General features: G+C 42.6%; 29 protein-coding genes and 1 pseudogene. 3 read left to right on the forward strand and 27 right to left on the reverse strand.

Translation table 11 applies throughout. The annotated features are described in order from the left end of the window. Nucleotides 1-152 precede the first annotated feature (152 nt). The gene (locus BLL40_RS00215) at nt 153-1,481 is read left to right on the forward strand and encodes a globin-coupled sensor protein (protein ID WP_073709906.1); all 1,329 of its coding nucleotides are present in this window, start codon (nt 153-155) and stop codon (nt 1,479-1,481) included. Nucleotides 1,482-1,573: 92 nt separating this feature from the next. Here BLL40_RS00215 and BLL40_RS00220 read toward each other — a convergent pair whose 3' ends face one another. Further along, entirely contained in the window at nt 1,574-2,788 is a 1,215-nt protein-coding gene (locus tag BLL40_RS00220) for a polysaccharide deacetylase family protein (protein WP_073709907.1), read from the reverse strand. 203 nt (nt 2,789-2,991) lie between these two features. Between BLL40_RS00220 and BLL40_RS00225 the strand changes: the two genes are divergently transcribed. Beyond that, on the forward strand, nt 2,992-4,347 hold the full coding sequence (locus tag BLL40_RS00225; protein ID WP_073709908.1) for an MATE family efflux transporter: 1,356 nt from the start codon (nt 2,992-2,994) through the stop codon (nt 4,345-4,347). A 103-nt stretch (nt 4,348-4,450) separates the two neighbouring features. Here BLL40_RS00225 and BLL40_RS00230 read toward each other — a convergent pair whose 3' ends face one another. The 14 genes and pseudogenes from BLL40_RS00230 to BLL40_RS00295 all read right to left on the reverse strand — a co-directional run bounded on the left by BLL40_RS00230 (nt 4,451) and on the right by BLL40_RS00295 (nt 14,593). Then, the gene (locus tag BLL40_RS00230; RefSeq protein ID WP_073709909.1) at nt 4,451-5,767 is read right to left on the reverse strand and encodes a TrkH family potassium uptake protein; all 1,317 of its coding nucleotides are present in this window, start codon (nt 5,765-5,767) and stop codon (nt 4,451-4,453) included. 57 nt (nt 5,768-5,824) lie between these two features. After that, nucleotides 5,825-6,105: pseudogene (locus tag BLL40_RS17675) on the reverse strand (transposase); the annotation flags it as partial. A 252-nt stretch (nt 6,106-6,357) separates the two neighbouring features. Further along, complete coding sequence (locus tag BLL40_RS00240; RefSeq protein ID WP_073709911.1) at nt 6,358-7,128, reverse strand: SDR family oxidoreductase; 771 nt, start codon at nt 7,126-7,128, stop codon at nt 6,358-6,360. A 94-nt stretch (nt 7,129-7,222) separates the two neighbouring features. Then, nucleotides 7,223-7,558, reverse strand: coding sequence for a rhodanese-like domain-containing protein (locus tag BLL40_RS00245; RefSeq protein ID WP_073709912.1), 336 nt, complete (start codon nt 7,556-7,558; stop codon nt 7,223-7,225). A gap of 47 nt (nt 7,559-7,605) precedes the next feature. Next, entirely contained in the window at nt 7,606-7,848 is a 243-nt protein-coding gene (locus tag BLL40_RS00250) for a hypothetical protein (RefSeq protein ID WP_073709913.1), read from the reverse strand. 240 nt (nt 7,849-8,088) lie between these two features. Beyond that, nucleotides 8,089-9,537: a lmo1851 family serine protease gene (locus BLL40_RS00255; protein ID WP_073709914.1), complete on the reverse strand. Its 1,449-nt coding sequence runs from the start codon at nt 9,535-9,537 to the stop codon at nt 8,089-8,091. Nucleotides 9,538-9,673: 136 nt separating this feature from the next. Continuing rightward, nucleotides 9,674-10,438 (reverse strand): M15 family metallopeptidase, encoded by a 765-nt coding sequence (locus tag BLL40_RS00260; protein WP_073709915.1) that lies wholly within the window; start codon nt 10,436-10,438, stop codon nt 9,674-9,676. Beyond that, the gene (gene deoD, locus BLL40_RS00265; RefSeq protein WP_073709916.1) at nt 10,435-11,142 is read right to left on the reverse strand and encodes a purine-nucleoside phosphorylase; all 708 of its coding nucleotides are present in this window, start codon (nt 11,140-11,142) and stop codon (nt 10,435-10,437) included. The genes BLL40_RS00260 and deoD overlap by 4 nt, the downstream gene beginning before the upstream one ends. A gap of 67 nt (nt 11,143-11,209) precedes the next feature. Beyond that, the gene (locus BLL40_RS00270) at nt 11,210-11,971 is read right to left on the reverse strand and encodes a sporulation protein (protein WP_073709917.1); all 762 of its coding nucleotides are present in this window, start codon (nt 11,969-11,971) and stop codon (nt 11,210-11,212) included. A gap of 60 nt (nt 11,972-12,031) precedes the next feature. After that, a complete protein-coding gene (locus tag BLL40_RS00275; RefSeq protein WP_073709918.1) occupies nt 12,032-12,259 on the reverse strand; it encodes a YozE family protein in 228 nt (75 codons plus the stop codon). Between the two features lie 24 nt (nt 12,260-12,283). After that, nucleotides 12,284-12,709 (reverse strand): peptide-methionine (R)-S-oxide reductase MsrB, encoded by a 426-nt coding sequence (msrB, locus tag BLL40_RS00280; protein WP_073709919.1) that lies wholly within the window; start codon nt 12,707-12,709, stop codon nt 12,284-12,286. Further along, nucleotides 12,706-13,230 (reverse strand): peptide-methionine (S)-S-oxide reductase MsrA, encoded by a 525-nt coding sequence (gene msrA, locus BLL40_RS00285; protein ID WP_073709920.1) that lies wholly within the window; start codon nt 13,228-13,230, stop codon nt 12,706-12,708. The genes msrB and msrA overlap by 4 nt, the downstream gene beginning before the upstream one ends. 11 nt (nt 13,231-13,241) lie before the next feature. Then, nucleotides 13,242-13,820: a YpmS family protein gene (locus BLL40_RS00290; protein ID WP_159434162.1), complete on the reverse strand. Its 579-nt coding sequence runs from the start codon at nt 13,818-13,820 to the stop codon at nt 13,242-13,244. Beyond that, the gene (locus BLL40_RS00295) at nt 13,817-14,593 is read right to left on the reverse strand and encodes an SGNH/GDSL hydrolase family protein (protein ID WP_073709922.1); all 777 of its coding nucleotides are present in this window, start codon (nt 14,591-14,593) and stop codon (nt 13,817-13,819) included. Before BLL40_RS00295 ends, BLL40_RS00290 begins: the two co-directional genes overlap by 4 nt. Before the next feature lie 127 nt (nt 14,594-14,720). Between BLL40_RS00295 and BLL40_RS00300 the strand changes: the two genes are divergently transcribed. Continuing rightward, a complete protein-coding gene (locus tag BLL40_RS00300) occupies nt 14,721-15,209 on the forward strand; it encodes a PCYCGC motif-containing (lipo)protein (protein WP_073709923.1) in 489 nt (162 codons plus the stop codon). Between the two features lie 102 nt (nt 15,210-15,311). On the opposite strand, the gene BLL40_RS00305 is transcribed toward BLL40_RS00300, so the two are convergent. From BLL40_RS00305 to BLL40_RS00360, 12 genes are all read right to left on the reverse strand, one after another. After that, a complete protein-coding gene (locus BLL40_RS00305) occupies nt 15,312-16,160 on the reverse strand; it encodes a DegV family protein (protein WP_073709924.1) in 849 nt (282 codons plus the stop codon). Nucleotides 16,161-16,285: 125 nt separating this feature from the next. After that, nucleotides 16,286-17,071, reverse strand: coding sequence for an ABC transporter ATP-binding protein (locus BLL40_RS00310; RefSeq protein WP_425429387.1), 786 nt, complete (start codon nt 17,069-17,071; stop codon nt 16,286-16,288). A 1-nt stretch (nt 17,072) separates the two neighbouring features. Continuing rightward, nucleotides 17,073-17,999, reverse strand: a complete 927-nt coding sequence (locus BLL40_RS00315) for an ABC transporter permease (RefSeq protein WP_073709926.1) — start codon at nt 17,997-17,999, stop codon at nt 17,073-17,075. A 53-nt stretch (nt 18,000-18,052) separates the two neighbouring features. Then, nucleotides 18,053-19,033: an ABC transporter substrate-binding protein gene (locus BLL40_RS00320; RefSeq protein ID WP_073709927.1), complete on the reverse strand. Its 981-nt coding sequence runs from the start codon at nt 19,031-19,033 to the stop codon at nt 18,053-18,055. A gap of 292 nt (nt 19,034-19,325) precedes the next feature. Next, a complete protein-coding gene (locus BLL40_RS00325) occupies nt 19,326-19,811 on the reverse strand; it encodes a dihydrofolate reductase (RefSeq protein ID WP_073709928.1) in 486 nt (161 codons plus the stop codon). A 14-nt stretch (nt 19,812-19,825) separates the two neighbouring features. After that, a complete protein-coding gene (locus BLL40_RS00330; protein ID WP_073709929.1) occupies nt 19,826-20,779 on the reverse strand; it encodes a thymidylate synthase in 954 nt (317 codons plus the stop codon). Then, nucleotides 20,772-21,557: a class I SAM-dependent methyltransferase gene (locus BLL40_RS00335; protein ID WP_073709930.1), complete on the reverse strand. Its 786-nt coding sequence runs from the start codon at nt 21,555-21,557 to the stop codon at nt 20,772-20,774. Before BLL40_RS00335 ends, BLL40_RS00330 begins: the two co-directional genes overlap by 8 nt. Continuing rightward, on the reverse strand, nt 21,554-21,985 hold the full coding sequence (locus BLL40_RS00340) for a BrxA/BrxB family bacilliredoxin (protein WP_073709931.1): 432 nt from the start codon (nt 21,983-21,985) through the stop codon (nt 21,554-21,556). Before BLL40_RS00340 ends, BLL40_RS00335 begins: the two co-directional genes overlap by 4 nt. Nucleotides 21,986-22,004: 19 nt before the next feature. Then, nucleotides 22,005-23,129: a conserved virulence factor C family protein gene (locus BLL40_RS00345; RefSeq protein ID WP_073709932.1), complete on the reverse strand. Its 1,125-nt coding sequence runs from the start codon at nt 23,127-23,129 to the stop codon at nt 22,005-22,007. Nucleotides 23,130-23,179: 50 nt separating this feature from the next. Further along, nucleotides 23,180-23,599 (reverse strand): transcriptional regulator MntR, encoded by a 420-nt coding sequence (gene mntR / locus BLL40_RS00350; protein WP_073709933.1) that lies wholly within the window; start codon nt 23,597-23,599, stop codon nt 23,180-23,182. 90 nt (nt 23,600-23,689) lie between these two features. Beyond that, nucleotides 23,690-23,866: a zinc-finger domain-containing protein gene (locus tag BLL40_RS00355; protein WP_073709934.1), complete on the reverse strand. Its 177-nt coding sequence runs from the start codon at nt 23,864-23,866 to the stop codon at nt 23,690-23,692. A gap of 20 nt (nt 23,867-23,886) precedes the next feature. Further along, the gene (locus BLL40_RS00360; RefSeq protein ID WP_073709935.1) at nt 23,887-24,543 is read right to left on the reverse strand and encodes a reverse transcriptase-like protein; all 657 of its coding nucleotides are present in this window, start codon (nt 24,541-24,543) and stop codon (nt 23,887-23,889) included. Nucleotides 24,544-24,573: the final 30 nt, after the last annotated feature.

Here is a 24,573-nt window from a genome sequence, read left to right on the forward strand (position 1 = left end):
GTTTCCTTAAATGACTAGGAAAAATTTCTTATTAAACTTTATATACACCTTGCAAAACATTTAATATACAGAATTTTCTATTAATTTGTAGCGTAACATCCCAAAATGAGATAAGATTATACTATGTTATAGGACTATAGGAGGCTTTCTAATTGGGACTATTTTTTAAGAAAAAAAGAGTTGAATCACACCTTCCTTCTTTCACTGAAAAAGATGTCAAATTATCTATTTCCAAAGGAACCGATCTCGATCGTCAAATTCAAATGATCAACTTAACAAAACAAGACCTTCTTTTACTAAAGTCATTAAAGCCGGAAATTGAAAAACAAATTGTCACAATTATTGATTCATTTTATGAACTTATCGCTAAAAAAGGAAATTTAGTATCGATCATCGAAAAACATAGCAGTATTGAGCGGCTCAAAAAGACATTGACTCTTCATATTCAGGAGCTTTTTGACGGCATCATTGACGATTCCTTTTTACAAAAGCGGCTGACAATCGCCCATGTACATGTCCAAATCGGACTTGAACCAAAATGGTATTTAGCCGCTTTTCAAGATTTGCTTTCTTCTTTTATTGCCACCATTAGTAATCTTCAAATGAGTCATACTGAGCAGGCGAAGCTAATAAACGCCGTAACAAAAATATTGAGCCTAGAACAGCAGATCGTCCTAGAAGCGTATAGAGAGCATGAACAAGAACTGAAACAAAAATTAAATTTGCGCAAAAAAGAGATTTTAACGGACAAAGTATACACCATTGCACAAGAGCTTGGTGTCATATCAGAAGAGACGAGGGACTCTCTCCACATGCTTAGTTTAGAATCTAAATCAATTTTAAACACCGCAAAAGATGGATTGATCCTTGCAGATCAATCGTCCGAAAGTTCCCACTTCGGCCAGCAGCAATTGAGCATACAAGGCGAAAAACTAGCTGACATTCAACACGCCGTTCATGATATTCAATCCTTTTCAGTTGAATTGAACAGCATCTCTGTAGACATTACAGATGTCATCAACATTGTCGGAAAAATTGCGGATCAAACAAATTTACTTGCAATTAACGCCTCTATAGAAGCAGCACGTGTCGGTGATCATGGAAAAGGCTTCGCAGTCGTCGCAGAAGAAATACGGAAGCTTTCTGACCAAACAAAAACGTCGGCTACCAACGTTTCAACGCACATTACAAAAACAAATGAACTTATTATAAACGTCACTCATTCCATCAAAAATGTAAATGACCTCGTCACGTCCAGCCGGAATACAATGAACGTGACGGCCGACGAGATGAATAGCCTTCTTTCTTTAATCGACAACACGAAATCTAAAAATCACGCGATCGAACTTTCTTTACAAAAATTATTTTCAATTATTAGCGAAATTGAGACCGCATCCAATGAAGTCGCGCAATCTGTTATCACATTAAATCATTTTACTGAAGAATATCTACGTGAAGAATCACTCTCTCCTTTACTATAAGAAACGTGTTCAAGACAAACAGTTATACTGTCTATCCTAATTTCTTGATCCCACTTAAGCTAAAAAGCCGCCCACATAAGGCGGCTTTATTGTTAATAGGTTCCATCAAGCTTAGCAGCGAAGTCTTCCATTGTGTGGCGCGGGGCAACCCCTTGGCGCTTCAGCAAATACGGATCATCGCCAAGTTTGACGTTGCCTGTTTCTGTTGTAAACGCCATTGTCATGCCTGTGTCACGTGCAGCTTGAATAGCTTGCGGGCTAGATTGTCCCCATGGATACGCTAAATATTTAACACGGGCCGAATCTCCATCATAAATGCGGCCGATCCGCTCCCCCGCAGCAAGGAAATCGTTTTTAATCTCCTCATACGTTTTCGTTTGTAAATACGGCAGGCCGCCGATCGGTTCACGCAAATGCATGCCGAGTGTATGATTTTGATAATCGTACACATCGGACGTTACAGCCGCTTCATCGAATCCAATGTATTGCAGCGTATTTTCATCCCACGGTCTGCTCTTTTGATTAAGCTGACCACCGATTAAAAACTGCGTTGCTTTCATGCCATATTCTTTTAAGATCGGGTACGCATATTTCACTGTCGATATGTTACCATCGTCAAATGTGATGACTACTGCTTTACCAACCATATTTTTCTTATGGCGTAAATAGCTTTCTAATTCCTGCATCGTAATCGTCCGATAGCCTTTTTGCTTTAAATAGTCCATCTGCTTTTGAAATTCAGCTACTTTGATAACCATTGAATTATTATAAAAGACCGTGTTCTCCGGACTCTCAAGCATATGGTGGTACATTAAAACGGGTATACCGTTATCTTCTTCCACAGATTGCTGATGAATGTATCCTTCTTGTCCGCCGACGTTCACCGTATACCAGCCTCCTGTTTTACCCGTAACTGGGAAACGGACATTTCGATTTAAAATGGCCATCGGTTCGCGGTCGGTACTCATACGATTAAAAATAAATTGCTGTTTTTTTGTAATGATCGTATCGTCTGCTTCTAATTCAGCAGGCGCTGAAGACGCGGTCACGGTCCCTCCATCCAGACTAATCGTTACTTTGCTGTTGCCAAATTCCACTTCGCGTGTACCGTTTGCTGCCGCATATACAACGCCTTTCATTAACGCACCGATCCACACTTGCTGATTGTTAATCGTTTCATATACAGGCAATGTTTCATGAAGCATCACCTGATCAGCCGATGCTTTCGTTTCCATCATGAAAATTCCTGCTATGCATAACGACGCAATTGCGCCAAAAACCCGCTTCTTTTTCTCTCTCTCGTTCATATTAAAACCCCTCTGTATCTTTTTTACTATAAGGTCTATTGTACCAGGTTTTTTCTAAATTAGATGTGACAACATTTCAATATGATCCAAAACAAGGATATTTTTCATATATACCCCTTTATTTCCTTCATTGTCTCGTCATTCTTTTTTCTAAGCTGACCTGTTAATTATGGTATACTTTTAGATTGGAGGAGATGAAGAGCTTGATTGAAACGTTGACAACACGCGCAAAAGTACGTCAGTTTTTATATATTTTAGTTCCTATTTTAATTACACAGCTGGCGATGTTCTCGATGACGTTTTTCGACACGATTATGTCTGGCCGTTATAGCGCGGATGATCTCGCTGGTGTAGCGGTCGGATCGTCACTCTGGATGCCCGTCTATATGGGGCTTGCCGGCATTTTAATGTCGATCACACCGATTGTCGGCCATTTAATTGGCGCTGGTGAGCAAAAAAAAGTAGCGTTCTCGGTGATGCAAGGTGTTTATGTATCGCTCGTCATTGCAGCGATGACGTATGTGATTGGACTTTTGCTGTTAATGCCGATTATGAATACGATGAATCTGGAAGAAAATGTTCGGCGCATTGCAATTGAATATGTAATTGGCCTTTCATTCGGAATTATTCCACTCTTTTTAACAGCTGTTCTGCGCGGATTTATTGACGCACTTGGCATGACGCGCACGTCGATGATCATTATATTACTATCGTTGCCGCTTAATATCTTCTTTAACTATGTGTTTATTTACGGAAAATGGGGATTTCCTGAACTTGGCGGTGTCGGATCGGGTTATGCCTCTTCGATTACGTACTGGCTCATTTTCTTTTTGTCCGTCTGGATCGTTCATCGGCAGTCGCCTTTTGCGACGTACCGATTGTTTTATGCAGTGCCCCACGCCTCATTGGCCAAATGGAAAGAAATTTTGTTATTAGGTTTACCGATCGGTTTATCCATCTTTTTTGAAACGAGCATTTTTTCCGCTGTCACATTGCTCATGAGTGAATATAGCACGAATGTGATTGCGGCCCATCAAGCGGCACTCAATTTCGCCTCCTTGACATATATGATTCCACTGAGCGTGTCAATGGCGCTCACGATCGTGATCGGATTTGAAGCGGGGGCTCATCGGTGGGCAGACGCCCGGCGTTACAGTTTGATTGGCGTCATGATAGCCGTCAGCATCTCGTTACTATGTACAGCAGGTATTTTCTTTTTCCGCGATCAGGTTGCGTATTTGTACTCAACAGACAGAGAAGTGCTGAAACTGACAGCTAATTTTTTGCTATTTGCAGCGTTATTCCAGCTATCCGATGCAATTCAGGCACCTGTGCAAGGAGCGTTGCGCGGATACAAAGACGTAAATGTAACATTTATTATGACGATGATTAGTTACTGGGTGATCGGTCTCCCACTCGGCTGGGCACTCGCCCGATTTACCGATTGGGGTCCATACGGTTACTGGATTGGATTAATCACTGGACTAACGTGCGGGGCCATCACATTATCAATTCGATTGAAACTTTTTCAAAAAAGAAAAGCATCACTCTCCGCCTAAGCGGGGTGATGCTTTTTTGAGATTCTGTTTTTTTGATCACTTAGCCATGCTTCCAACCAATCTGCCCACATTTCCATCCGCTCCGCTATAATATAAAGAAGGATCATCCGGTCAGCACGTCTTCTGATGGATATTTATAATGAGGGTCTCCTCCTCTTTTAGCAAACATATACGCAATCGACAGCGGGCCGACTTTCCCAGTGATCATTAACAAAATAACGATGAATTTTCCTGGATCCGACAATGACGGTGTTAAATTCATCGATAATCCGACCGTTGCAAAGGCCGAGACCGCTTCAAACATAAGCGGCAAAAACGGCAAATCTTCCACCACATTAAGCGCGAACGTCCCCGCAATGATTGTAAAAAAGGCGATCATCGTAATCGACAATACACGCATCACATATTCCGGACGGATCGTACGGCGGAACAAGTGAATGTCCTTTTTCCCTTGTATGTATGTGATCATTGCTGCGGCCATGACGACAAATGTTGTCAGCTTAATTCCGCCGGCGGTCGATCCACTCCCTGCACCGATAAACATGAGCATCATCATGAAAAATGCTGTCTGACTGTTTAGTTCACCGATGTCAACCGAGTTAAATCCTGCTGTCCTCGTCGTCACGCCCTGAAACCAAGAAGCAAGCAGCTGATCTATGAACGGTTTGTCGCCGATCGTGCCGCTGTTCGCGTGCTCAAGCAAATAAAACGCGATAAAAGCAATCACATTCAATGCAGCAGTCGCAATCACCATAATTTTCGTATGGAGTGACCATTTCCAAAAAGATCTGTGTTCATACAAATCAAGAAGCACTGTAAACCCGAGTCCACCCAAAATAATAAGCGACGTAATCCCAATCGTAATAATAGCACTGCCTGCATATTGAGACATATTATCCGGCCACAATCCGAATCCAGCATTATTAAACGCCGAAACCGCATGAAAAAAACTATAGTACATCCCTTTTACAAATCCGTACTCCGGCACCCATTTAATTGCCATAAAACACGCCACAACCCATTCAATGGCAATCGAAAATAATAATAAATTTCTTACAAGCTTCACAACACCGCCAAAATGAAGTTGACCGAGTGCCTGCTGTATGACGATTCGTTGCTTTATCCCAATTCGTTTACCGAGCATGACAAATACAATAACGGCAAACGACATAATTCCAAGGCCGCCCATCTGAATAAGCATCAAAATGACCAATTCACCATAAATTGTAAATTCAAGACCCGTATCAACAACTGCGAGTCCCGTCACTGTAAAGGCCGATGTCGCTGTAAATAATGCATCCATCCATGATAACGGCGCTAGTTCGGATACCGGCAGTTTCAGTAAGAGCGTTCCAATTAAAATCGCACTTATGTAAAGCAAAAGCAGAAAAGCCGCTGGTTCAAGATGCATTTTTTTCATTGTCAGTTCCTTCTTTCAGGAGAGAATGGACTTATTTTACGTCTAGCTTCTCATATTGATGATTTCGGTTGAAACTTTATGCAGATAGTCGATACGTGCATTTGCTATGCGTTCGTGAAGACGAGCGACTTTTATGCGCTGTTCTTGATCATTTTTTGATGCAGACAGTTTACACGTTTGTCTGATGGCAATTTCTTTTCTTCTTGAAAGAATACGTTGCTCTTTCGCCAATTTCTTTTCGAATGAACAGAAAACGTTTGATTCTTATATACTTTTCCATTTGACAAAATAGCGAAGTCCTTTAGTCCCATATCGACACCAATGAAGGAACCTGTTTTCGATTCCCCAAAACTCTTTTAAATAGAGTGGACACATACAAAGAACAAAAGGGCTTTGGTATTTGTACACAACACAAGCTATTTTTCATTTATTGCAAATAGCGCTTGAACAATCGGACAATCGAGACCGCTAAAGCGATCGATCCCTTGTCCGAAGGCAATTGCAATTCATCCCCCATTTAATACCGGGCTACGCCCTTCGCATATTTGAAGATAGGAGTATTCTTACCTGAAAGTCGATAAAGAACCTTTTTATTTACGGAAATGTTTCCCCAGCACATCCTGTCCACCTGTAACTGGAATGATTGCGCCTGTAATAAATGACGACTCCTCTGATACTAAAAATGCCACAATGCGCGCAATATCTTCTCCTGTGCCCGGCCGTCCTACAGGGACATGGGTTGAATCAATACTACATGCATCGATCACATTCTTCTCTTTCCAACCTTCTGTAATATCGCCTGGGCACACCATATTCGCTGTTATACCGCTTGCCGCTTCCTCCATTGCAATCGTTTTCGTTAATGACGCTAGCCCTGTTTTTGCCGCCGCGAAAGCAGATCGGTAGAACCAGCCCGGTGCGGTTTCCACTCGGTCAAACCCGAACGTAATAATGCGTCCCCAGCCATTTTCTTTCATCGATGGTAATAATAATTTCGTTAAATAAAAAACAGCTGTCATATTACCATTCATAATCATAGACCACTCATCCCATGAATACTCCGCCATCGTCTTTCGTTCATGTATGTATGGACCGGCATTATGAACCACTATATCCGCACCGCCAAATTCCCGCAGTACGAATGATGCGATATGCTCACAATCTTCCTTTGATGATACATCACCGCAAATTGCCTCAGCCGTAACACCAAACTTAGCTGACAACTCGCTTGCAAATTGCTCTGCTTGCGCTCGATCTGAACGGTAATTGATGACGATTCTGCAGCCTGCCGCTGCAAGCGATTCTGCTGTTTTTCGTCCTATTCCTTTTGATCCACCTGTAATAAGTGCCGTTTTTGCCATATATACTGTTCCCCCTCTAAAACAAACCCTCTTTCTTATGTTAATCAGAGCCCGATCCGAATGCAAATTTAAAAGCCGGCACGAGGGCACCGGCTTAACATGCTTTACCCATGCAAATGAATCCCTTTACATGAATACCATATTTCTTTAATAAACGCACTGCAAAATTTCGTTCCACTGCTGTTGTTGCCGCAATGTATACTTCCTGTCCGCCATATTCACTGGCACGGCGTGAAATGTAGCCGCACGGAATATGTACCGCACCAATAAGCGGGACATGATTCGCTTCCTGCCAGTCACGTACATCAATAACAGGGTGACCGTCTGCTTCCTCAGGAGAAATACGCTTTACATTTACCGGCCAGTACCGTTTATACCCAATAAGCAAAGCTGCTGCTAATACGATTGCTAAAGTGATAAAAAAATACACATTTCATTCCTCTTTCCATTTGCACCTTATTAAGATAAAGGTTATATTTAATCTTTTTGTTGCAATTGCTCAAAACAGTCTATGTATGCATCGATAAGTTGTACCTTTTCGGCATCTGATAGATCCGACTCGTTTACCCGCCTTACCGATTCAAAAAACTTAACCTCCGCCTTTTTTCGGAGTCTTGGGTGAGTGAGTTTATCAAGTAATTCATGTTCCATCGCTTCATCCATATCGTCAAATGTCCGACCTTTCCAAATTCGCCCATACGATTTGTGCCAGTTCGCCATAAAACCCCTCCTTTTGCCCTGATTCCTACAGATGGACATTTACTTTATCATTTTATGACGAAATTTGCTTTTTGAACAGATACAAACACTAGTTTCATAAGTATGGCGTGACTTTGACGAAACCGAATGGAAATATGTTGAAATCCGTGCTTGAACAACATGCTCCGGCACGCTTTGTTTAGCCCCCTCCTAACCGCAACGATCAAAAAAGCTGATCCGGCATAAACCGGATCAGCTTTTTCATTGTTTCACTTTCGCTTTCACTGATTCAATCGCTTTGTTTAGCTGTGTATCATTTTCTTGCAGCTTAAGGCGCAGTTCTTCCATTAACTTCGTCGTTGCTGCTCCGGTTAAAATACCATTTGATTCGATGTCTGATGCTTTTTGAAATTCTTCAACAGCGTTTTTTGTACTTTCATCAAAGTAGCCATCTACTTTACCTGGATCATAGCCAAGTGCAGTTAACATTTGCTCAGCTGTTTTTACTTCGTCAGATAACACTTCCAATTTCAACTCGGATTCTGGATTAATGTACGAAAGGCTTGCGTAATCTGGGAGATTAACCGCTGTATCCGGTTCAATACCTTTTTCGTGGATCCACGTACCGTTTGGTGTCAGCCACTTCGCCGTTGTTAACTTCAAATTGGATTCATCACTGAAATCTTCAGCTGACTGAACGGTTCCTTTCCCAAACGACTTTTCACCGATCAACGGGATAGCAGCTGATTCATGTAGTGCAGCTGCTAAAATTTCAGACGCACTCGCACTGCCACTGTCAATTAAGACGGCGGTTGGAAGATCGACTTTATTGCCGCCTTCTGCTTTATATGCCTGCACCTTGCCATCGTTGCTTTCTATCTGTACAATATTTTTCCCTTCCGGCACGAAGTAATTAGCCATTTTAATCGCTTGATCAAGCAGACCACCTGGATTTTGACGAAGATCAAGAACAATGCCTTTTACCTCTTTCTTTTCCATATCCGCAAGTGCCGTGTTTAGTTCTTCGGCTGTATGTTCGGAAAAACTAGTAATTTGAATGTGTGCAATTTTATTTTCATCTACTTCCACATAAACCGTTTCAATTGGAATTTTATCGCGGACGATGATCATTTCCTGTGTTTTGTCTAATCCATTACGCTTTACTTCAAGTTTCACTTTTGTGCCTTTTTCACCACGTATTAACAGAACCGCTTCAGACGCACTCATTCCTTGAATGCTTTTACCGTCAACAGACATAACCATATCGTTCGGCTTCAATCCAGCTTTTTCTGCAGGTGACCCTTTAATCGGTGAGACGATCATAATAAAACCATCCTGCTCTTGAATTTCTGCGCCAATTCCTTCAAACGAACTGGATACACCTTCATGGAACTGTGAAGCTTCCTCTTTGTTCATGTAGTCTGAATACGGATCTTCAAGTGCATCAATCATCCCGTTAATCGCGCCATTTACGAGAGTATCTTGATCGACCTCCTTGTAATAGCCACTTTCAATTTTGTCATACGCTTCGTACAATTTATTAAATTCGGCTCGCGCAGGCGCGCCGACTTCGACTGCTTTCTCATCACCGAAAGCGAGCGTAATAGTTGTCACCGCAGCTGTCACGAACACGAGTGCAAAAACAATCATAATAAATTGAAATCGTTTTATCTTAATGTGATGACCCTGTTCTGGTTTTTCCTCTTCCATGCTGTTCCCCGCCTTCTACTCTTTGTACATTGATTGATTTATTCATTCTATCAGTTTTTATCAGTATTTGAAAACAAAAACCTCACCTCGTTAACGACAAGGTTTATTTCACTGTGAATAATAAAAAAACCGGCGATTATTCCGCCGGTTTTACATTATTAAAATATTCTTCAAGCGTCCATTTATTTTCCTTTATCTCTGCAGCCGCTTCCTTGCCGACATAACGGAAATGCCACGGCTCGTATATATAGCGTGTAATGTCTTCTTTTCCTTTTGGATAACGCAAAATAAAGCCATATTCATGTGCATGTTCTCTCAGCCACTGGCCTTCTTCAGTCGATTCAAAGTCTTGATTCAACTCAAAGCCGTTGCTTTCTGATGAAATGTCCATCGCAAGACCGGATTGATGTTCACTCATACCTGGCGGTGCAATCGATTCAAGTGCTTTTGCTTCATTACTTGCCGCCGCTCCAGCCGCTAAAATTTCTTGTTGCCGATCATAGGAGCGATAGCCTGATACAGCAAACAAAAACAAACCATTTTCTTTTGCGCCAGCAAATAATTGCTCAAGCGCACCGGCCGCTTCTTTCCTCATATAACTTTTCTCAATATCTTGATCGCCAAATGAAAACGTCACATTCGGGCGAACAAGATCTGGCGGCGTATAATCCGATGGAAAGGCAAACTCTTTATTGACAAGTACCAACGGGTTTTCCGGATTTTGAATAACTTGAATGCCTTCGATCTCTTCCACCTCATTAAAATAAGATGCGTCCAATACAGGGCCTGTTTCTTTTGCCGGTGCGGTTATTTCTTCTTTCTCCTTGACGGGTTCTTCCGCTGACGAACAGGCGCCAAGGAATACAGATCCTGTCATCAACCATGTAGCTAACTTTTTCATTTCGATTGAACCGCCGTTTCTAATGCCACTTCGATCATTTCGTTAAACGTCGTCTGACGTTCGTCTGACGTCGTTTCTTCACCCGTGATGATGTGATCACTGACCGTTAAAACAGACAGTGCGCGGCAGCCATATTTCGCAGCCAGCGTATAAAGGGCTGCCGTTTCCATTTCAATGGCTAGAATGCCATACTGTGCCCATTTCTCATGATCTGCATGATCATTGTAAAATTGATCCGCTGTAAACACATTTCCGACTTTTAATGGCAATCCTTTTTCTGTTCCTGCATCAAAGGCTCTTTTAAGCAGCTCCCAGTTTGCGGTCGGTGCGTAGTCAATGCCATTAAACGTCTGGCGGTTCATGCTCGAATCTGTTGATGACGTCATTGCTAAAATGACATCTCGTACATTCACGTCTTTTTGAATCGCGCCGCACGTACCGACACGGATCAAATTTTGCACATGATAGCTTTGCATCAACTCATTAATGTAAATCGAAATAGACGGCACACCCATACCTGTTCCTTGCACTGACACTTTTTTCCCTTTATATGTTCCTGTAAAACCGAGCATACCACGTACCTCGTTATAGCAGAACGGATTTTCTAAAAATGTTTCAGCTATATATTTTGCGCGAAGCGGATCACCGGGAAGCAAGACCGTTTCTGCAATGTCATCTGCCTTTGCGCCAATGTGTACACTCATATCTATTCCTCCAATTCAGCCAATATCCATCCATTATTTTAGGCCTTTTTCATTTATCCTGCAACCGTCAGCAAAAGCGGCTGATCGTTGCGTTTAGTTTTGACTCTAGGAAATCCACATCATTCTTGCTAACACGAAGATGGACATTTGTTTCATCCATGCCCATTGCTTCAGATAAGAAGCCACTGAGGCCACGCGCACGCTTGTCCACTTGAAGAAGTATCGTCACTTCATCGGCGGATTGCTCCAAAAACGTTACTTCAAGCTCATCCAGTTTCCCTTTATACGCTCCTCTCACAGGCACGAACTCAAACTCCTGCAAGAATGGATACTTTTGGCCTCGTGCATGCTGACACTCTACTTCACGCAAACGGAAACCGAGTGCCCTAACGGTATCAAGCACTGCTTCACCAATCGGTGTCGCCTTTACTTCGATGTAATCTTTATCACCAGGATCAACCGCCTGCTTAATGTCAAGCCCTGTCTCCACCCATACACGTGTTTTTCCTTGTGTAATAGGCGTGTCATATGGCAGTTCCAATTCAAGCGGAATTTCACGCGTTTCACCCACACCAATCGTAAACGGTTCATTCAATTTACGCTTCAATACCGCCGCCTGATCTGTCACCTTTTTATCATCTGATTCGCGTACATATGTCGCGTACACCATCAAATAGATCGAGTCAATGTGCTGTTCAACATTGCCGCCTTTTACCCAGACCACACCACGCATGAGTTGTCCCGCTGTATAAACCGATCTCTCAAGCTTCGTATCTACCTGCGCATTTCCGATCCCAACACTTGCCAGTACTTTATTAAAAAAAGTCATCAGCAATCACTCTCCATTATTCATTTTTATTTCATTTACGCAATACTCGCAGAATAAGTTTCAAAACATTAATTCATCCTGTTCATATTTCCCCCATGCCATATCAAACACGGACATAGACGGCAAATAATCAACATCCATTTCTAAATAACGGCTTAATGTATCATACTCATCTGCACCTTTTGGAAATGAATGATCCATAAAAGCATGGTTTGCAAAAGCAGCCATCTCATCCCGCGGAGATTCTTCTCGATATTTCATTAAATAGTGATAAAAAGATTTATGCATATTCTTTCCTCCAAAAAAAAGACCTTAAAAAAGGTCTTTAAATTCGCCGTATCCTTCTTTATCCAAATCTTCTTTCCGGATAAAACGGAGCGACGCCGAATTAATGCAGTAACGTAAGCCCCCAGCATGGGACGGGCCGTCTGGAAATACATGGCCCAAATGAGCATCAGCTGTTTTGCTTCGGACTTCTGTTCGGATCATGCCATGTGTGATGTCTCGTTTTTCTACCATTTCAACGGCTGCTAGCGGCTTTGTGAAGCTCGGCCATCCGCATCCTGCGTCGTATTTATCTTTCGATGAAAACAATGGTCTTCCTGAAACGATATCGACATAAATACCATCCGCAAATTCATTCCAGAATTCATTATGAAAGGGCGGTTCTGTGCCATTTTCTTGTGTGACAGTATATTGTATCGGTGTTAATTTTTGTTTCAATTCTTCTTTGTTCATATAATATCCCTCCAGTTTGATTGAATAAATCCAGCACGTCCGGATCGTGCTTGGTACGCTTCATAATGGAGCCGGTTTTTCCGGTAATACTGCTGATGATACTCTTCTGCTTCAAAAAAATGTTCTGCAGGCAAAACTTGAACAGCGATTGGGCGATTGAATCGCCCACTTGCATCAAGTAATTGCTTTGACCTTTCTGCCAACACTTTTTGTTCGTCTGTTGTGTAGAAAATAGCCGGCATATACGAACGGCCACGATCATGAAATTGACCACCACCATCTGTCGGATCGATTTGCATCCAGTACACCTCAAGCAGTTTTTCGTACGGGAACACATCTGGGTTAAAGGTAATTTCCACTGCTTCCACATGACCAGTGGTACCGGAGCATACTTGTTCGTACGTCGGATTTTCGGTGTGACCGGCTGTATATCCCGAGATCACAGATTGAATGCCAGGCTGCTCGTCAAATGGTTTGACCATACACCAAAAACAGCCGCCAGCGAATATTGCTTTTTCCATTGCTCAGTCTCCTATGGCGCTGCCTCTTCATTGAATAATACAGCGAATTTAATATCATCTTTTTCTAAATTAAATTCCTCTACTTTTACTCCCATACCATTATCAAGTTCCATATCGCCAAGTGATACATAAATCAGTTCTTCATTTGGTACAACTCGTACCCAGTCCGGGAACGCACCGGCCTTTTCTGCTGTTTTTAGCACGTATGAAGCGGGTACGTCAAGCAAACCGACACGCAGGCCACTCTGGCGAAGTATGATATTACCGTCTGCTTGTGCTTCTGGTTCAAACGTCATATGGTAGTCAATGTCAGTCGCAAAGACAGGAATCGACCCGTATAGTTCCACTTCATTGCCAATGTAGACGTCATAATCAAATGGGACACTGCCTGCTTCTTTTTGTAAATAGTACGACACAAACTTATTTAATTCGGCTTTTGTTGCTGTAACATGAAACGCGGTTTCGCCTTCCGTCTCTGTCATAGCCGGTTTTTCTGCATTAGATGGGATGAAAAGCATGATTAAAATGAATCCTATTGCTGCTATAACCGTAAAAAACAACAGAAAAAAGGCCACTTTCCATTTTCTCAATGGGATCCCTCATTCGTAAAAACCATTTTCTGATTCGTTAATTGTTCCAATTCCTCACCTTTGATTGTGTCAAAAATACGGTCTGCTATTTGTTTATACCCAAGATCATTTGGATGAAACTGATCCTCGAAAAATAATTCCTCACTGCCTTTTGAAAAAATATTTTCGATGCTAACAAATGTTGTCCGATCAAATCGAGCTGCAGCCAATTTGCCCGTTTCATTCCACGAGCTGATAATTTCCTCATCATCCTCTGTTTCGACAAATATTTTGCCAAACGGATTATAAATACCGACGAGCACAATACCTGCATCTTCATTTTGTTTCCTTATTTCTGCTAAAATAGCACGTATTCTCTTCCCATATCCTGCTTCTTCTTCCTCAAAATTATCGATTGTTAAATGAGACCAATTTTCTTTCACCACTTTGACGACATCATTGCCGCCAATTGTGATCATGACGATATCTGCTTCTGCAATATCCGCTTTCATTTCGTCTTTTTGGACCTCTTTAAGTAATTGATCTGTTCGATTGCCTTTTTTACCATAATTTGAAAATTTAACATCTTTAATTTCATGGAGGGATTCAAGCTTTCTTTCCAAATAAGGGACATAACCCCCACTGCCCGTGCTGTCGCCCACACCTTCTGTAAGTGAATCACCAACAGAGACAATTTTTATATTTTGCGGAACAGGTACTACGGTTTCTTCCGCTGTATTTCCACATCCCGTCATACTTGCAACTAAGAAGAGACCCGCCAGCGTTCGCTTCAATGCGGTCACCCCATTCTTCTTTATAAAATCGTATCACGTTCTCTTTCAAGTTGAAAGTGATATGTTTTCAATATATGATTATAGCATGCCATACATTATTTCTTTTCATTGAAAGGAGCTTTAACAATTGAAAAAACCATTATCTGCAATCGTGTTAACGATAGCGATTCTATTTGCGGCTGCCTGTGGAAATGACGGAGTACATGACAATCATGAAGGACATACACAGGTAGCACCTAATGGCGATTTGCAAGAGGCGACTGCTTCCATCACCGACTTACCAGCTTTTTTGGATGATAAAGATGAAAATATGCGGGCCATTTATTTAGCTGCTGCTAAACATGCAGATGTCATCCAGCAAATGCCATGCTATTGCGGATGCGGTGACTCAGCCGGTCACATGAGCAATTTAAACTGCTTTATCGCAGAAAAAAGTGAAAATGAAGTTGTGTGGGACGACCATGGCACACGATGCGGTGTCTGTCTTGAAATCGCCGCAACAGCAGCCGTTATGACCGAAAAAGGCAAATCTGTTGATGAGATTCGCACATGGATTGACGACACATACAGCGAAGGCTACGCTGAACCAACACCAACGCCGCTTCCAGGCGCCTAACCGGGTCACTTCATGTGATCCGGTTTTTCTGCTCGCTCATCACATTTTCTGACCTTTCACCGCATTTTTCGCATGGAAAATTCTTCAACCGATGTATCCATCTTACTTCGCCCAATACATAATGCCTACAGCGCCGGGGCCCGCATGTGCAGATATGATCGGTGTTGTAACGCAAATGTCGATATCCTTAAACCCAGTTGCTTCCGTTATCTTTGCGCGTAAGTTTTCTGAAAACGTAAAGCTATTGCGGCCCGCGTGAACGATCGAAAAGCGAACAAGTTCGCGTCCTTTTACTTCCTCACTAATTTGGTCAACTAAAAATGTAATCGCTTTTGCGTGAGAACGCACTTTCGTTACAGGTAACAGCTCACCGACATCAAGGTTCGCAATTGGTTTAATATTGAGCAGTGAACCGATAAATCCCTGCGCTTTGCCGATACGGCCGCCCTTTATCAAATTTTCAAGCGTATCAATCATAATATACAATTTTGTCTCTGAACGCACTTCATCAAGCCGCTTCACAATTTCTTCTACCGTATGACCCGACTCTGCCAGACGTGCCGCTTCCAAAACCTGATAAGAAAGTGCTTTTGAAATGTAGCGTGAATCGATAACCGTCACATCTGATTTCGACATTTCCGCTGCTTGTTTTGCCGATTGATACGTACCGCTCATGCTGCCAGTCATATGAATGGAAATAATCTGGCTGCCATCCTCTCCAAGTTCATCATACACTTCTAAAAAACGTCCAACCGGCGGCTGTGATGTTTTCGGGATCTCTTTCGTATGCGCCATCTTTTCTAAAAATTCTTCCGCTGAAAGGTCCACATTGTCCAAATAGGTTTGGCCATCCACTAAGACAGTCAATGGTACCATCGTAATGTTTAACTGAGTCAATTCCGCACTCGTCATATCAAGTGCTGAATCTGTAACAATTTTAATTTTATTCATCTTATGTCCCTTCTTTCCCACCCTTGCAAATGCTTCTTCATTCATATTACTATTCTTTGTCCATTCTTCCTATCTCATTAACGTATTTATACATAAAAAGAAGAAGACCCTAGGTCCTCTTCTTTTTATGATAATAGCGATCGGTCGCTCAGTCCGCCCCCGCCTTTAATCTTCTGAAATTCTGCTAGCAATTTTTCTATCGTTAATTCCTGTTTTTCTTGCTCATCTGCCTCAAATATGATCTGCCCTTTGTCCATCATAATCAAACGGTTGCCGAGATCAAGTGCTTGCTGCATATTGTGCGTCACCATGAGCGTCGTCAACCCGAGTTTACGGACAATTTCTTTCGTCAAATTTGTGATCAACTCAGCACGAGCCGGGTCAAGCGCCGCTGTATGCTCATCTAGCAACAAAATTTTCGGATCTGTAAATGTTGCCATTAGCAAGGACAGTGCTTGCCGTTCTCCACCGGATAGCAAGCCTACTTTTGCCTGCAAGCGGTCTTCGAGGCCAAGATGCAGCATTTCGAGCTTTTCCCGGTAAAAATCACGTCGTTTTTTCGTCACACCGAAGCCCAGTGAGCGCTTTTTCGTCCGATTGTACGCAATCGCCAAATTTTCTTCAATTGTCATCGTAGGGGCAGTACCCGCCATAGGATCCTGAAATACGCGCCCAATTTTCACGGCTCGCTTATGCTCAGGAAGGGATGTCATATTTCCACCATCAATCATAACCGTCCCTACATCCGGCACTAATTTACCCGATATGACATTCATAAGTGTCGATTTCCCGGCACCATTACTGCCGATCACCGTTACAAAATCACCAGGCCGCATCGATAAATCGACTTTATTGAGCGCAATTTTTTCATCCGGTGTCCCTTCATAAAACACTTTAAAAATTTGAGTCATTTCAAGCAACAGGGCCACCTCCCTCTCCGTTCAACTGCACCAGCCGTTTTTTCTTCCGAGCGGCTGCTTTTTGTTTATCGAGCACTTTCGGCATAATAAGTGCGATGATGACGATAATGGCTGTAATCAGTTTCATATCTCCTGTATCTAAAAATTCGATACGAAGTGCCAGCGTCACAATAATACGGTACAAAACCGCACCGATGACAACAGCCAGTGTCGCACGGGCAATACTTGAATTGCCGATGACTGCTTCCCCAATAATAACGGAAGCAAGCCCAATAACAATCATTCCGATTCCCATCCCGACATCGCTGAATCCATTATATTGCGCCACTAATGCACCTGAAAAGGCGACGAGCGCATTGGATAAACCAAGGCCAAGCACTTTCATCCAGCCAGTGTTCGCTGAAAAGCTGCGGACCATACCTTCGTTGTCTCCAACTGCGCGTAAGCTTAATCCAACTTCTGTTTTTAAAAATAAGTCCGACAATACTTTAATCATGAGTGTCACAATGAGCATAAACAGAAAAATACTCCAATCTGATGCAAACCATGATTCTATTTTCGTTATCACTGTTTCTTCTGCTAAAAGCGGCACATTCGGTTTCCCCATTATGCGCAGATTAATAGAATAAAGAGCAATCATCATTAAAATCCCGGAAAGAAGGGGATTAATCCCGCCTTTCGTATGCAAAAGACCTGTCATACACCCTGCTAAAAAGCCGGCAAAAAGAGCGAAAATCGTAGCGATAAAGGGATCGTATCCGTTCACGATCATAATCGATGCAACCGCTCCACCTGTAACAAAACTGCCGTCGACTGTCAAATCGGGAAAATCAAGCACACGAAATGACAAGTACACACCGAGTGCCATTATCGCATAAATGACGCCGGATTCCACGGCGCCAAACATGGCTGTCATCATAAAAAAATCCTCCTCACGAAAAGAGCGCCTATTATGAAAGGCGCACTTTTTCGTTATTTCACAAGCTCAGCTTCCGCTTTCCATTCTTCTTTAATCTCGATATTCATTTCTTTTGCGGCTGTTTCATTAATAACCAATTTCAAATTTTGTGGGGGTAAAACTGGCAAATCGCCTGCTTTTTTCTCACCTTTTAAAATTTGAGCAGCCATTTTTCCTGCTTCCATACCAATGTCTTCATAGTCAAATCCATATGCTGCAAAGCCGCCGCGAGCAACGGAATCCTTCTCTCCAACAAACAGTGGTAAATCTTCCTTGTTCGCAACCTGAACGACAGACTCAAGTGCTGAGACAACTGTGTTATCAGTGAAAACATAGAACATATCCACTTTGCCAATTAATGATTCTGTCGCCTGTTTTACTTCAGATGAAGTTGACACGGTGACCGGTACCATTTTCAAACCGTTATCCGTCAACACTTTTTCAACCGCTTCAGCTTGAGCAACGGAGTTTTGTTCACCGGCATTGTAAATGACGCCCACATTTTTACCTTCAAATTGATCTGCCATAAACTTCACCGTATTCGTGATCGCATCTGGATGCAAATCAATTGTTCCTGTTACATTTCCGCCCGGTTTTTCAGTATCTTTCACAAGTCCTGCCGCAACGGGATCGGTTACCGATGTAAACACGATCGGAATGTCTTTCGTTGCATTTAATGCAGCTGTCGCACTCGGTGTCGAGTTCGCGAAAATTAAATCAACGTCATCGCTCACAAAATTGTTCGCAATGGTTTGGTTATTATTTTGATCGCCCTGGGCGATTTGTTCATTAAATTCAGCTGCAACACCTTCTTCTTCCAAGCCTTTTTTAAAGCCTTCGTAAGCTTTATCAAGCGATGGGTGTTCGACAATTTGTGACACACCAATTTTATACGTTTCCTCACCTGATTCGTTCGTTTCTTCTCCGCCTCCGCAGCCCGCTAGCATTAGCACTGCAGTACCCGAGATTAACCACCCTTTTGTCCACTTATTCATCAATATGCCCCCTATTCGCGCATAACCGCTTTTATGTGTAAAGTCGCTTTTATTATCGTTGAATAATAACAGAAAAGCAAGGTTTTTTCGCTCAAAAAAAACCGGATAAACTCCGGTTAAGTCATTTTTTGCACCATTGCAGCCGTCTTCTTTAAATCAGCATCGACAAGATCATTCGACATAAATCGCGTAAGTACGACACCATCAGTACACGCAGCCATTCACTTTTTATTTTCACCTCCTCTGTAAACACTTTAACACTTCCTTTAAATGAAAAAGACACTAACCCAAATCATTTGTTCACCCGTTTATACAAGCAAAATTCATAGTCATATGGATTTTTCTCATTTTTAACACCCGGTGTGCAGCTTTCAAGTGTAAATTCATTCCAATCAATAGCATTAAATAACGTATTGCCTTCAAAGACATGATGAATACGTGTCACATACAATCGGCTTACGTGCGGCAAAAATGCTTGAAATACAGCTGCTCCACCTGTGACAAATACTTCTTCTTTTTCCGCTTTGAGCAGTATGTCGTTTACTGAATGAACGACTGCACAGCCTTCTGCTTGAAATGATGAATCAGTCGTCAAAATAATATTTTCCCGCCCCGGTAAAGGACGGCCGATTGATTCATACGTTTTTCGGCCCATCACAATCTTGTGTCCTAGCGTCGTGTTCTTAAAAAACTTCAAGTCTTCCGGCAAATGCCACGGCAGGCTGTTCTCTTTGCCAATGAGACCATTCTCATCTTGAGCCCAAATAAATGAAATCATTCTTCCCACTCCTTTTAAACCGCAACTGGTGCTTTAATCGCCGGGTGTGGATCATATCCCGTTAACGTCATATCTGATAATTCCATCTCAAACAATGATTTCCCCTGTGTTAACGTCAGCTCTGGCAACGATTTTGGTTCGCGTGCCAGCTGTGTTTTTACTTGTTCTACATGGTTTTGGTAAATGTGTGCATCACCAATCGTATGAACAAATTCACCAACCCCAAGACCGCATTCATTTGCCATTAAATGTGTCAATAATGCATAACCTGCAATATTAAAAGGCCCACCAAGAAAAATGTCGCATGATCTTTGATAAAGCTGGCACGACAACTGCCCATCCGCTACATAAAACTGGAACATCGTATGACACGGCGGCAAAGCCATTGAAGGCACGTCTTCCGGATTCCATGCTGACACGATTAACCGGCGTGAATCCGGCGTTTTTTTAATCATCTCCATCACATCCGCAATCTGGTCAATCGTCTCCCCTTGTGACGTTTTCCACGCACGCCACTGCCGGCCGTACACATCACCGAGCTCTCCGTATTTCGATGCAAAATCATCGTCTTTCAAAACGCGTTGTGTAAACAACTTCATCTGTTCGTTGTAGTCTTTTGCAAACGCTTCGTCTTTCAACGCACGTCGGCCAAAATCGCTCATATTAGGACCTGTATAGTCCAAACTTTCTACCCATCGTTTAAACGCCCATTCATTCCAAATGTTATTATTACTTTCCAGTAAATACCTAATGTTCGTGTCCCCTTTTAAAAACCAGAGCATTTCAGATGCAATGAGCTTAAATGGTACACGCTTCGTCGTTAAAAGCGGAAAACCGTCTGCTATATTAAACCGCATTTGCCGGCCAAAAACTGACAGGGTTCCTGTCCCCGTCCGATCTTCTTTTTTATGTCCATTTTCTAAAACATCACGGCATAATTCTACATACTGCTGCTCACTTTTACTCATGTACACTCCTACTTTCTATCGTGCCAAAATGAAATTTCGACGTCTTACGAATATGCTGCTTAAATTCAAATTTCGCAAACCGCTCCGAACGAAAATGATCCTTAAGCACTACACGATACTTGGCAATTCGCTTTGCTTCTTTCACCGCATCAATCGTCAAATCAGAATACGATGCAAACGGGCGGAGTGGTTCAATACCTGTTGAGTCAATCCTTTTCTCAAACATCGGATCAAAATATACAACATCAAACGAATCATCTGGAACCGTTTGTAAATAGGTATGGTAATTTGCCGCCGTCACATGAATGCAGCGCATCGATTTCAATAATTCGCTCGGTCCTTCTGTCCAATTTGACAATCCAGTTTCCACAATACGTGCAACAACATGATTGGCTTCAATCGACTTTACATAGCCTTTTGGACCAACAGCAACGGAAGCTGTCATACTGTCTGCAGCAGGTCCCATCGTGCAATCTAAAAACGACATGCCAGACTGGAGCCTGCATGCATCTACAAACGCATCCGGCTCTCCATTTAAAAGCCTTTTCACCCGGAACATGGCCGATCCAGGATGAAAAAAGAACGGCGAAGCGCCGTTCATGTCATGCAGTTCCATCCGTTCTTCCGTCACGAGTAAGACCGGACAATTGTGGAAATTTGTCATTTTGGCAATCGACAGCTTGCCACGCTCTACGTAGCGGGCACCCAATACGTTCGCTTCTGCTGCCGCACGTTTTTTCACGTCCATCCCTGCCCGCTGTGATGTCGTCACGATCACTGGCAATGCACGTCAAATGCTGCAGTTAAATGGCCGATAATCGTGCCAAGATCCTGTCCTTCAATTTCATGACGCGGCACGAAATGAACGACTTTATTGCCCTTTAACAACGCCATTGATGGTGAAGATGGCTCAAATTCAGGCATCCACGCACGCATCGCCGCTGTCGCTTCACGGTCTTGACCAGCAAATACTGTCACAAGACGATCAGGCGCATGCTCATTCATCGACGCCTGTACTGCTGCCGGGCGGGCTAGACCTGCTGCGCATCCACAAACAGAATTGATGACAACAAGAGTCGTTCCTTCTGCCGACTCCATAAATTCATTTACTTCTTCTTCTGTCATCAACTCATCAAATCCTGCATTTGTTAATTCTGCGCGCATCGGCAAAACCATTTGCTTCATGTAATCTTCATAAGCATTCATTAAAAATTCCTCCTCTTTATTATTGTTGACGTGACTCTGTCATTTGCTTCCACACAGAGCCTTTCGCTTCTTCTCCACCTTCAATCCGTTCAATCGCCATTAAAATTTGCATCTTCACTTCAAATTCCGGATCGTCTGCGGCTTCTTTTAAAGCAGGCAACGCGAATTCATCCGCTGTTTCATATAAAAACATTGCCGCCCGCCAACGGACAATTTTGCTTTTATCTTTTAATGCATGAATCATTTCCGGCACCGCTTCGGCAAAACCAAGATCAGACAAACAGTCACCTGCAGTCCGTCGCACCGTCACAGCCGAATCTTTCAATGCTTTGTACAAAACAGGCAAAATGCGTGTATCTTCAATCATGCCAGCATATACAACAGCAAGCCGGCGAATCGCCGCTTTGTCATCATTTAATGCCGCATCAAGAAGCGGCATATCCGTTAAATCCGGATCAGGCATTTGTTCTAATTGCTGATACCGTGTCCGCCAGTCTGACTCTGCCAGCCACTCTTTAGCACCTGGTTTAACACCGTGCTCTTTATGCTGAATAAGCGGGCCTCCACGTCCTTCAGCTTCGACAATGCGGTCAATACGCTCTTTCGGATAAGCGGCCATTACTTCTTCAAGCAGTTCAGGCGCTATTTCTTCCAGTTCACCGTAGCGAATGCCAAACTCCTGCCATTTTCGTTCTAAAATATAGTTGTCGCCATCTTGTATTAATTTTTGAAAAGCTTCCTGACAGTAATCTGGCAGTGCCACCCGTTTTTCTCCTTCCGCTGATACTAGCTTTAACTGAATTGGAACGCCTTTATACACTTGTATAAATGTTTCCACTTCACCGAAATGATCCAATTCTGTACGTACTGCTCCTGACTCGCTATCACCTTCCCCGAAAGCCGCCCGCACTTTTGGTAAAATCTCCTGCCAGTCATACCGTCCATTTCGTTCAAGTGCAATAAAATCAGCAACATGATACACGCCTTTAATTCCTTCAATCATCAAAATTGCTTTAATCACATCTGGTGCCTGTTCGGCTGTTTCTCGCTTGTAATTCGTACTTTGTCCTGCAGCCAGTTCTTCATCCAAAATGACTTTCATCGTATTCGGGCTTGGTGTCGGTTCTATTTTTAAAATTTTCATCAAAAATACGCCTCCATTTTGCGAAAAAATCCGCCCGTACTGCGGACGGATTATTCTTTATTTCGTTCGTTGACTTCTTTTAATGCAGCCATTCGAGCCGGATCTTCTTCAATAAATTCGATTAAATCTGCAATGCGGTTAATGGAATCCCAGCTTAAATGATGTTCAATCCCTTCCACATCTTCATAAATGTGTTCCTCTTTCACCCCAATTATTGACAAAAACCGTTCAAGCAAATCATGACGTGCGACTAAACGCTGACCCATTCTTTGTCCTTTCACCGTCAAGACGAGCCCGCGGTACCGCTCATACACGAGATATTCATCTTTATCAAGCTTTTGCACCATTTTTGTGACGCTTGACGGGTGAACAGAAAGTGCATCTGCAATATCGGATACACGTGCGTATCCTTTCTTATCAATCAGCAAATAAATTTGTTCTATGTAATCCTCCATACTCGGTGTCGGCACGTGGATATTCCTCCTGACATTACTCATCGTTAAAAGTTTACTATATACAAGCAGTACGAACAAGGAAAAAGCCGGGATATGTATTCCGGCTTATGACAACTTCATTCCATATTTCTTTAATTTTTCTCCAACAGAGCATTCCGTAATGCAAAACTTATGCGCTGCAGTCTTGCCTTTTTCTTTACGCAACGCAGCTTTAACGAGGCAGTCTTTGCAATACTTATTTAGAAGCTCTTCCACTTCAATAAATATATCTATTCGGCTCAAGTTCACATGCCACCTTTCGATTACGTCCCGATTTCGGCGTGACTCTGTATCTCAACACCTTCAAGTGCCTGCCGGGCAAGCTGGTCAGCTTCTTTATTGTGCCTTCTATCGACCGGTTTGTAAAGCGGCTTAATTCTTAGTTTATCTAATTTTTCTTCAATGCGCACAAGCCAGCGCGCGTGGTTTTCTTCATAGCACGGCCATTCGCCGCTCAACTGATTCAACACCGTTAATGAGTCGCCCGAAATTGTCACCGGCTGACTGATCACACCAAGTTCTTCAAGCTTTCCTACTGCAAAAGAGAGCGCTGCATATTCTGCTTCATTATTTGATTGAATTGCATCCAATGGTACATTTTCACGCAGGCGGTATCGCTTGCCGCCTTTTGAATAATAAATGGCTGTTCCAACGCCAGCACGGTTTGAATCTACATCGTAGCTGCCGTCAAACAAGACAGTCACCTTTTCTGGTTCTTCATTCAGCTTTTCGTTCAGCTTTTTAAATTCTTTCAGTGTCCACTCCTGACCTAATTCATCGATAATCATTACTTCTTTTGTACGGCCGGTTCTCAGCAAGTCATCAGCTGTTTTCAAGACGAGATCCCGGTCAACCAGTTGGGATTCAAACATCATTTGAATACCTTTAAAATGATATAAAAAACAAATTTTCATTTGCATAATCCAGCCTCTTTCCTCTAAAATAGTAAC

The organism is Domibacillus mangrovi (assembly GCF_001906925.1).
In the GTDB taxonomy this organism is placed as follows: domain Bacteria; phylum Bacillota; class Bacilli; order Bacillales; family Domibacillaceae; genus Domibacillus; species Domibacillus mangrovi.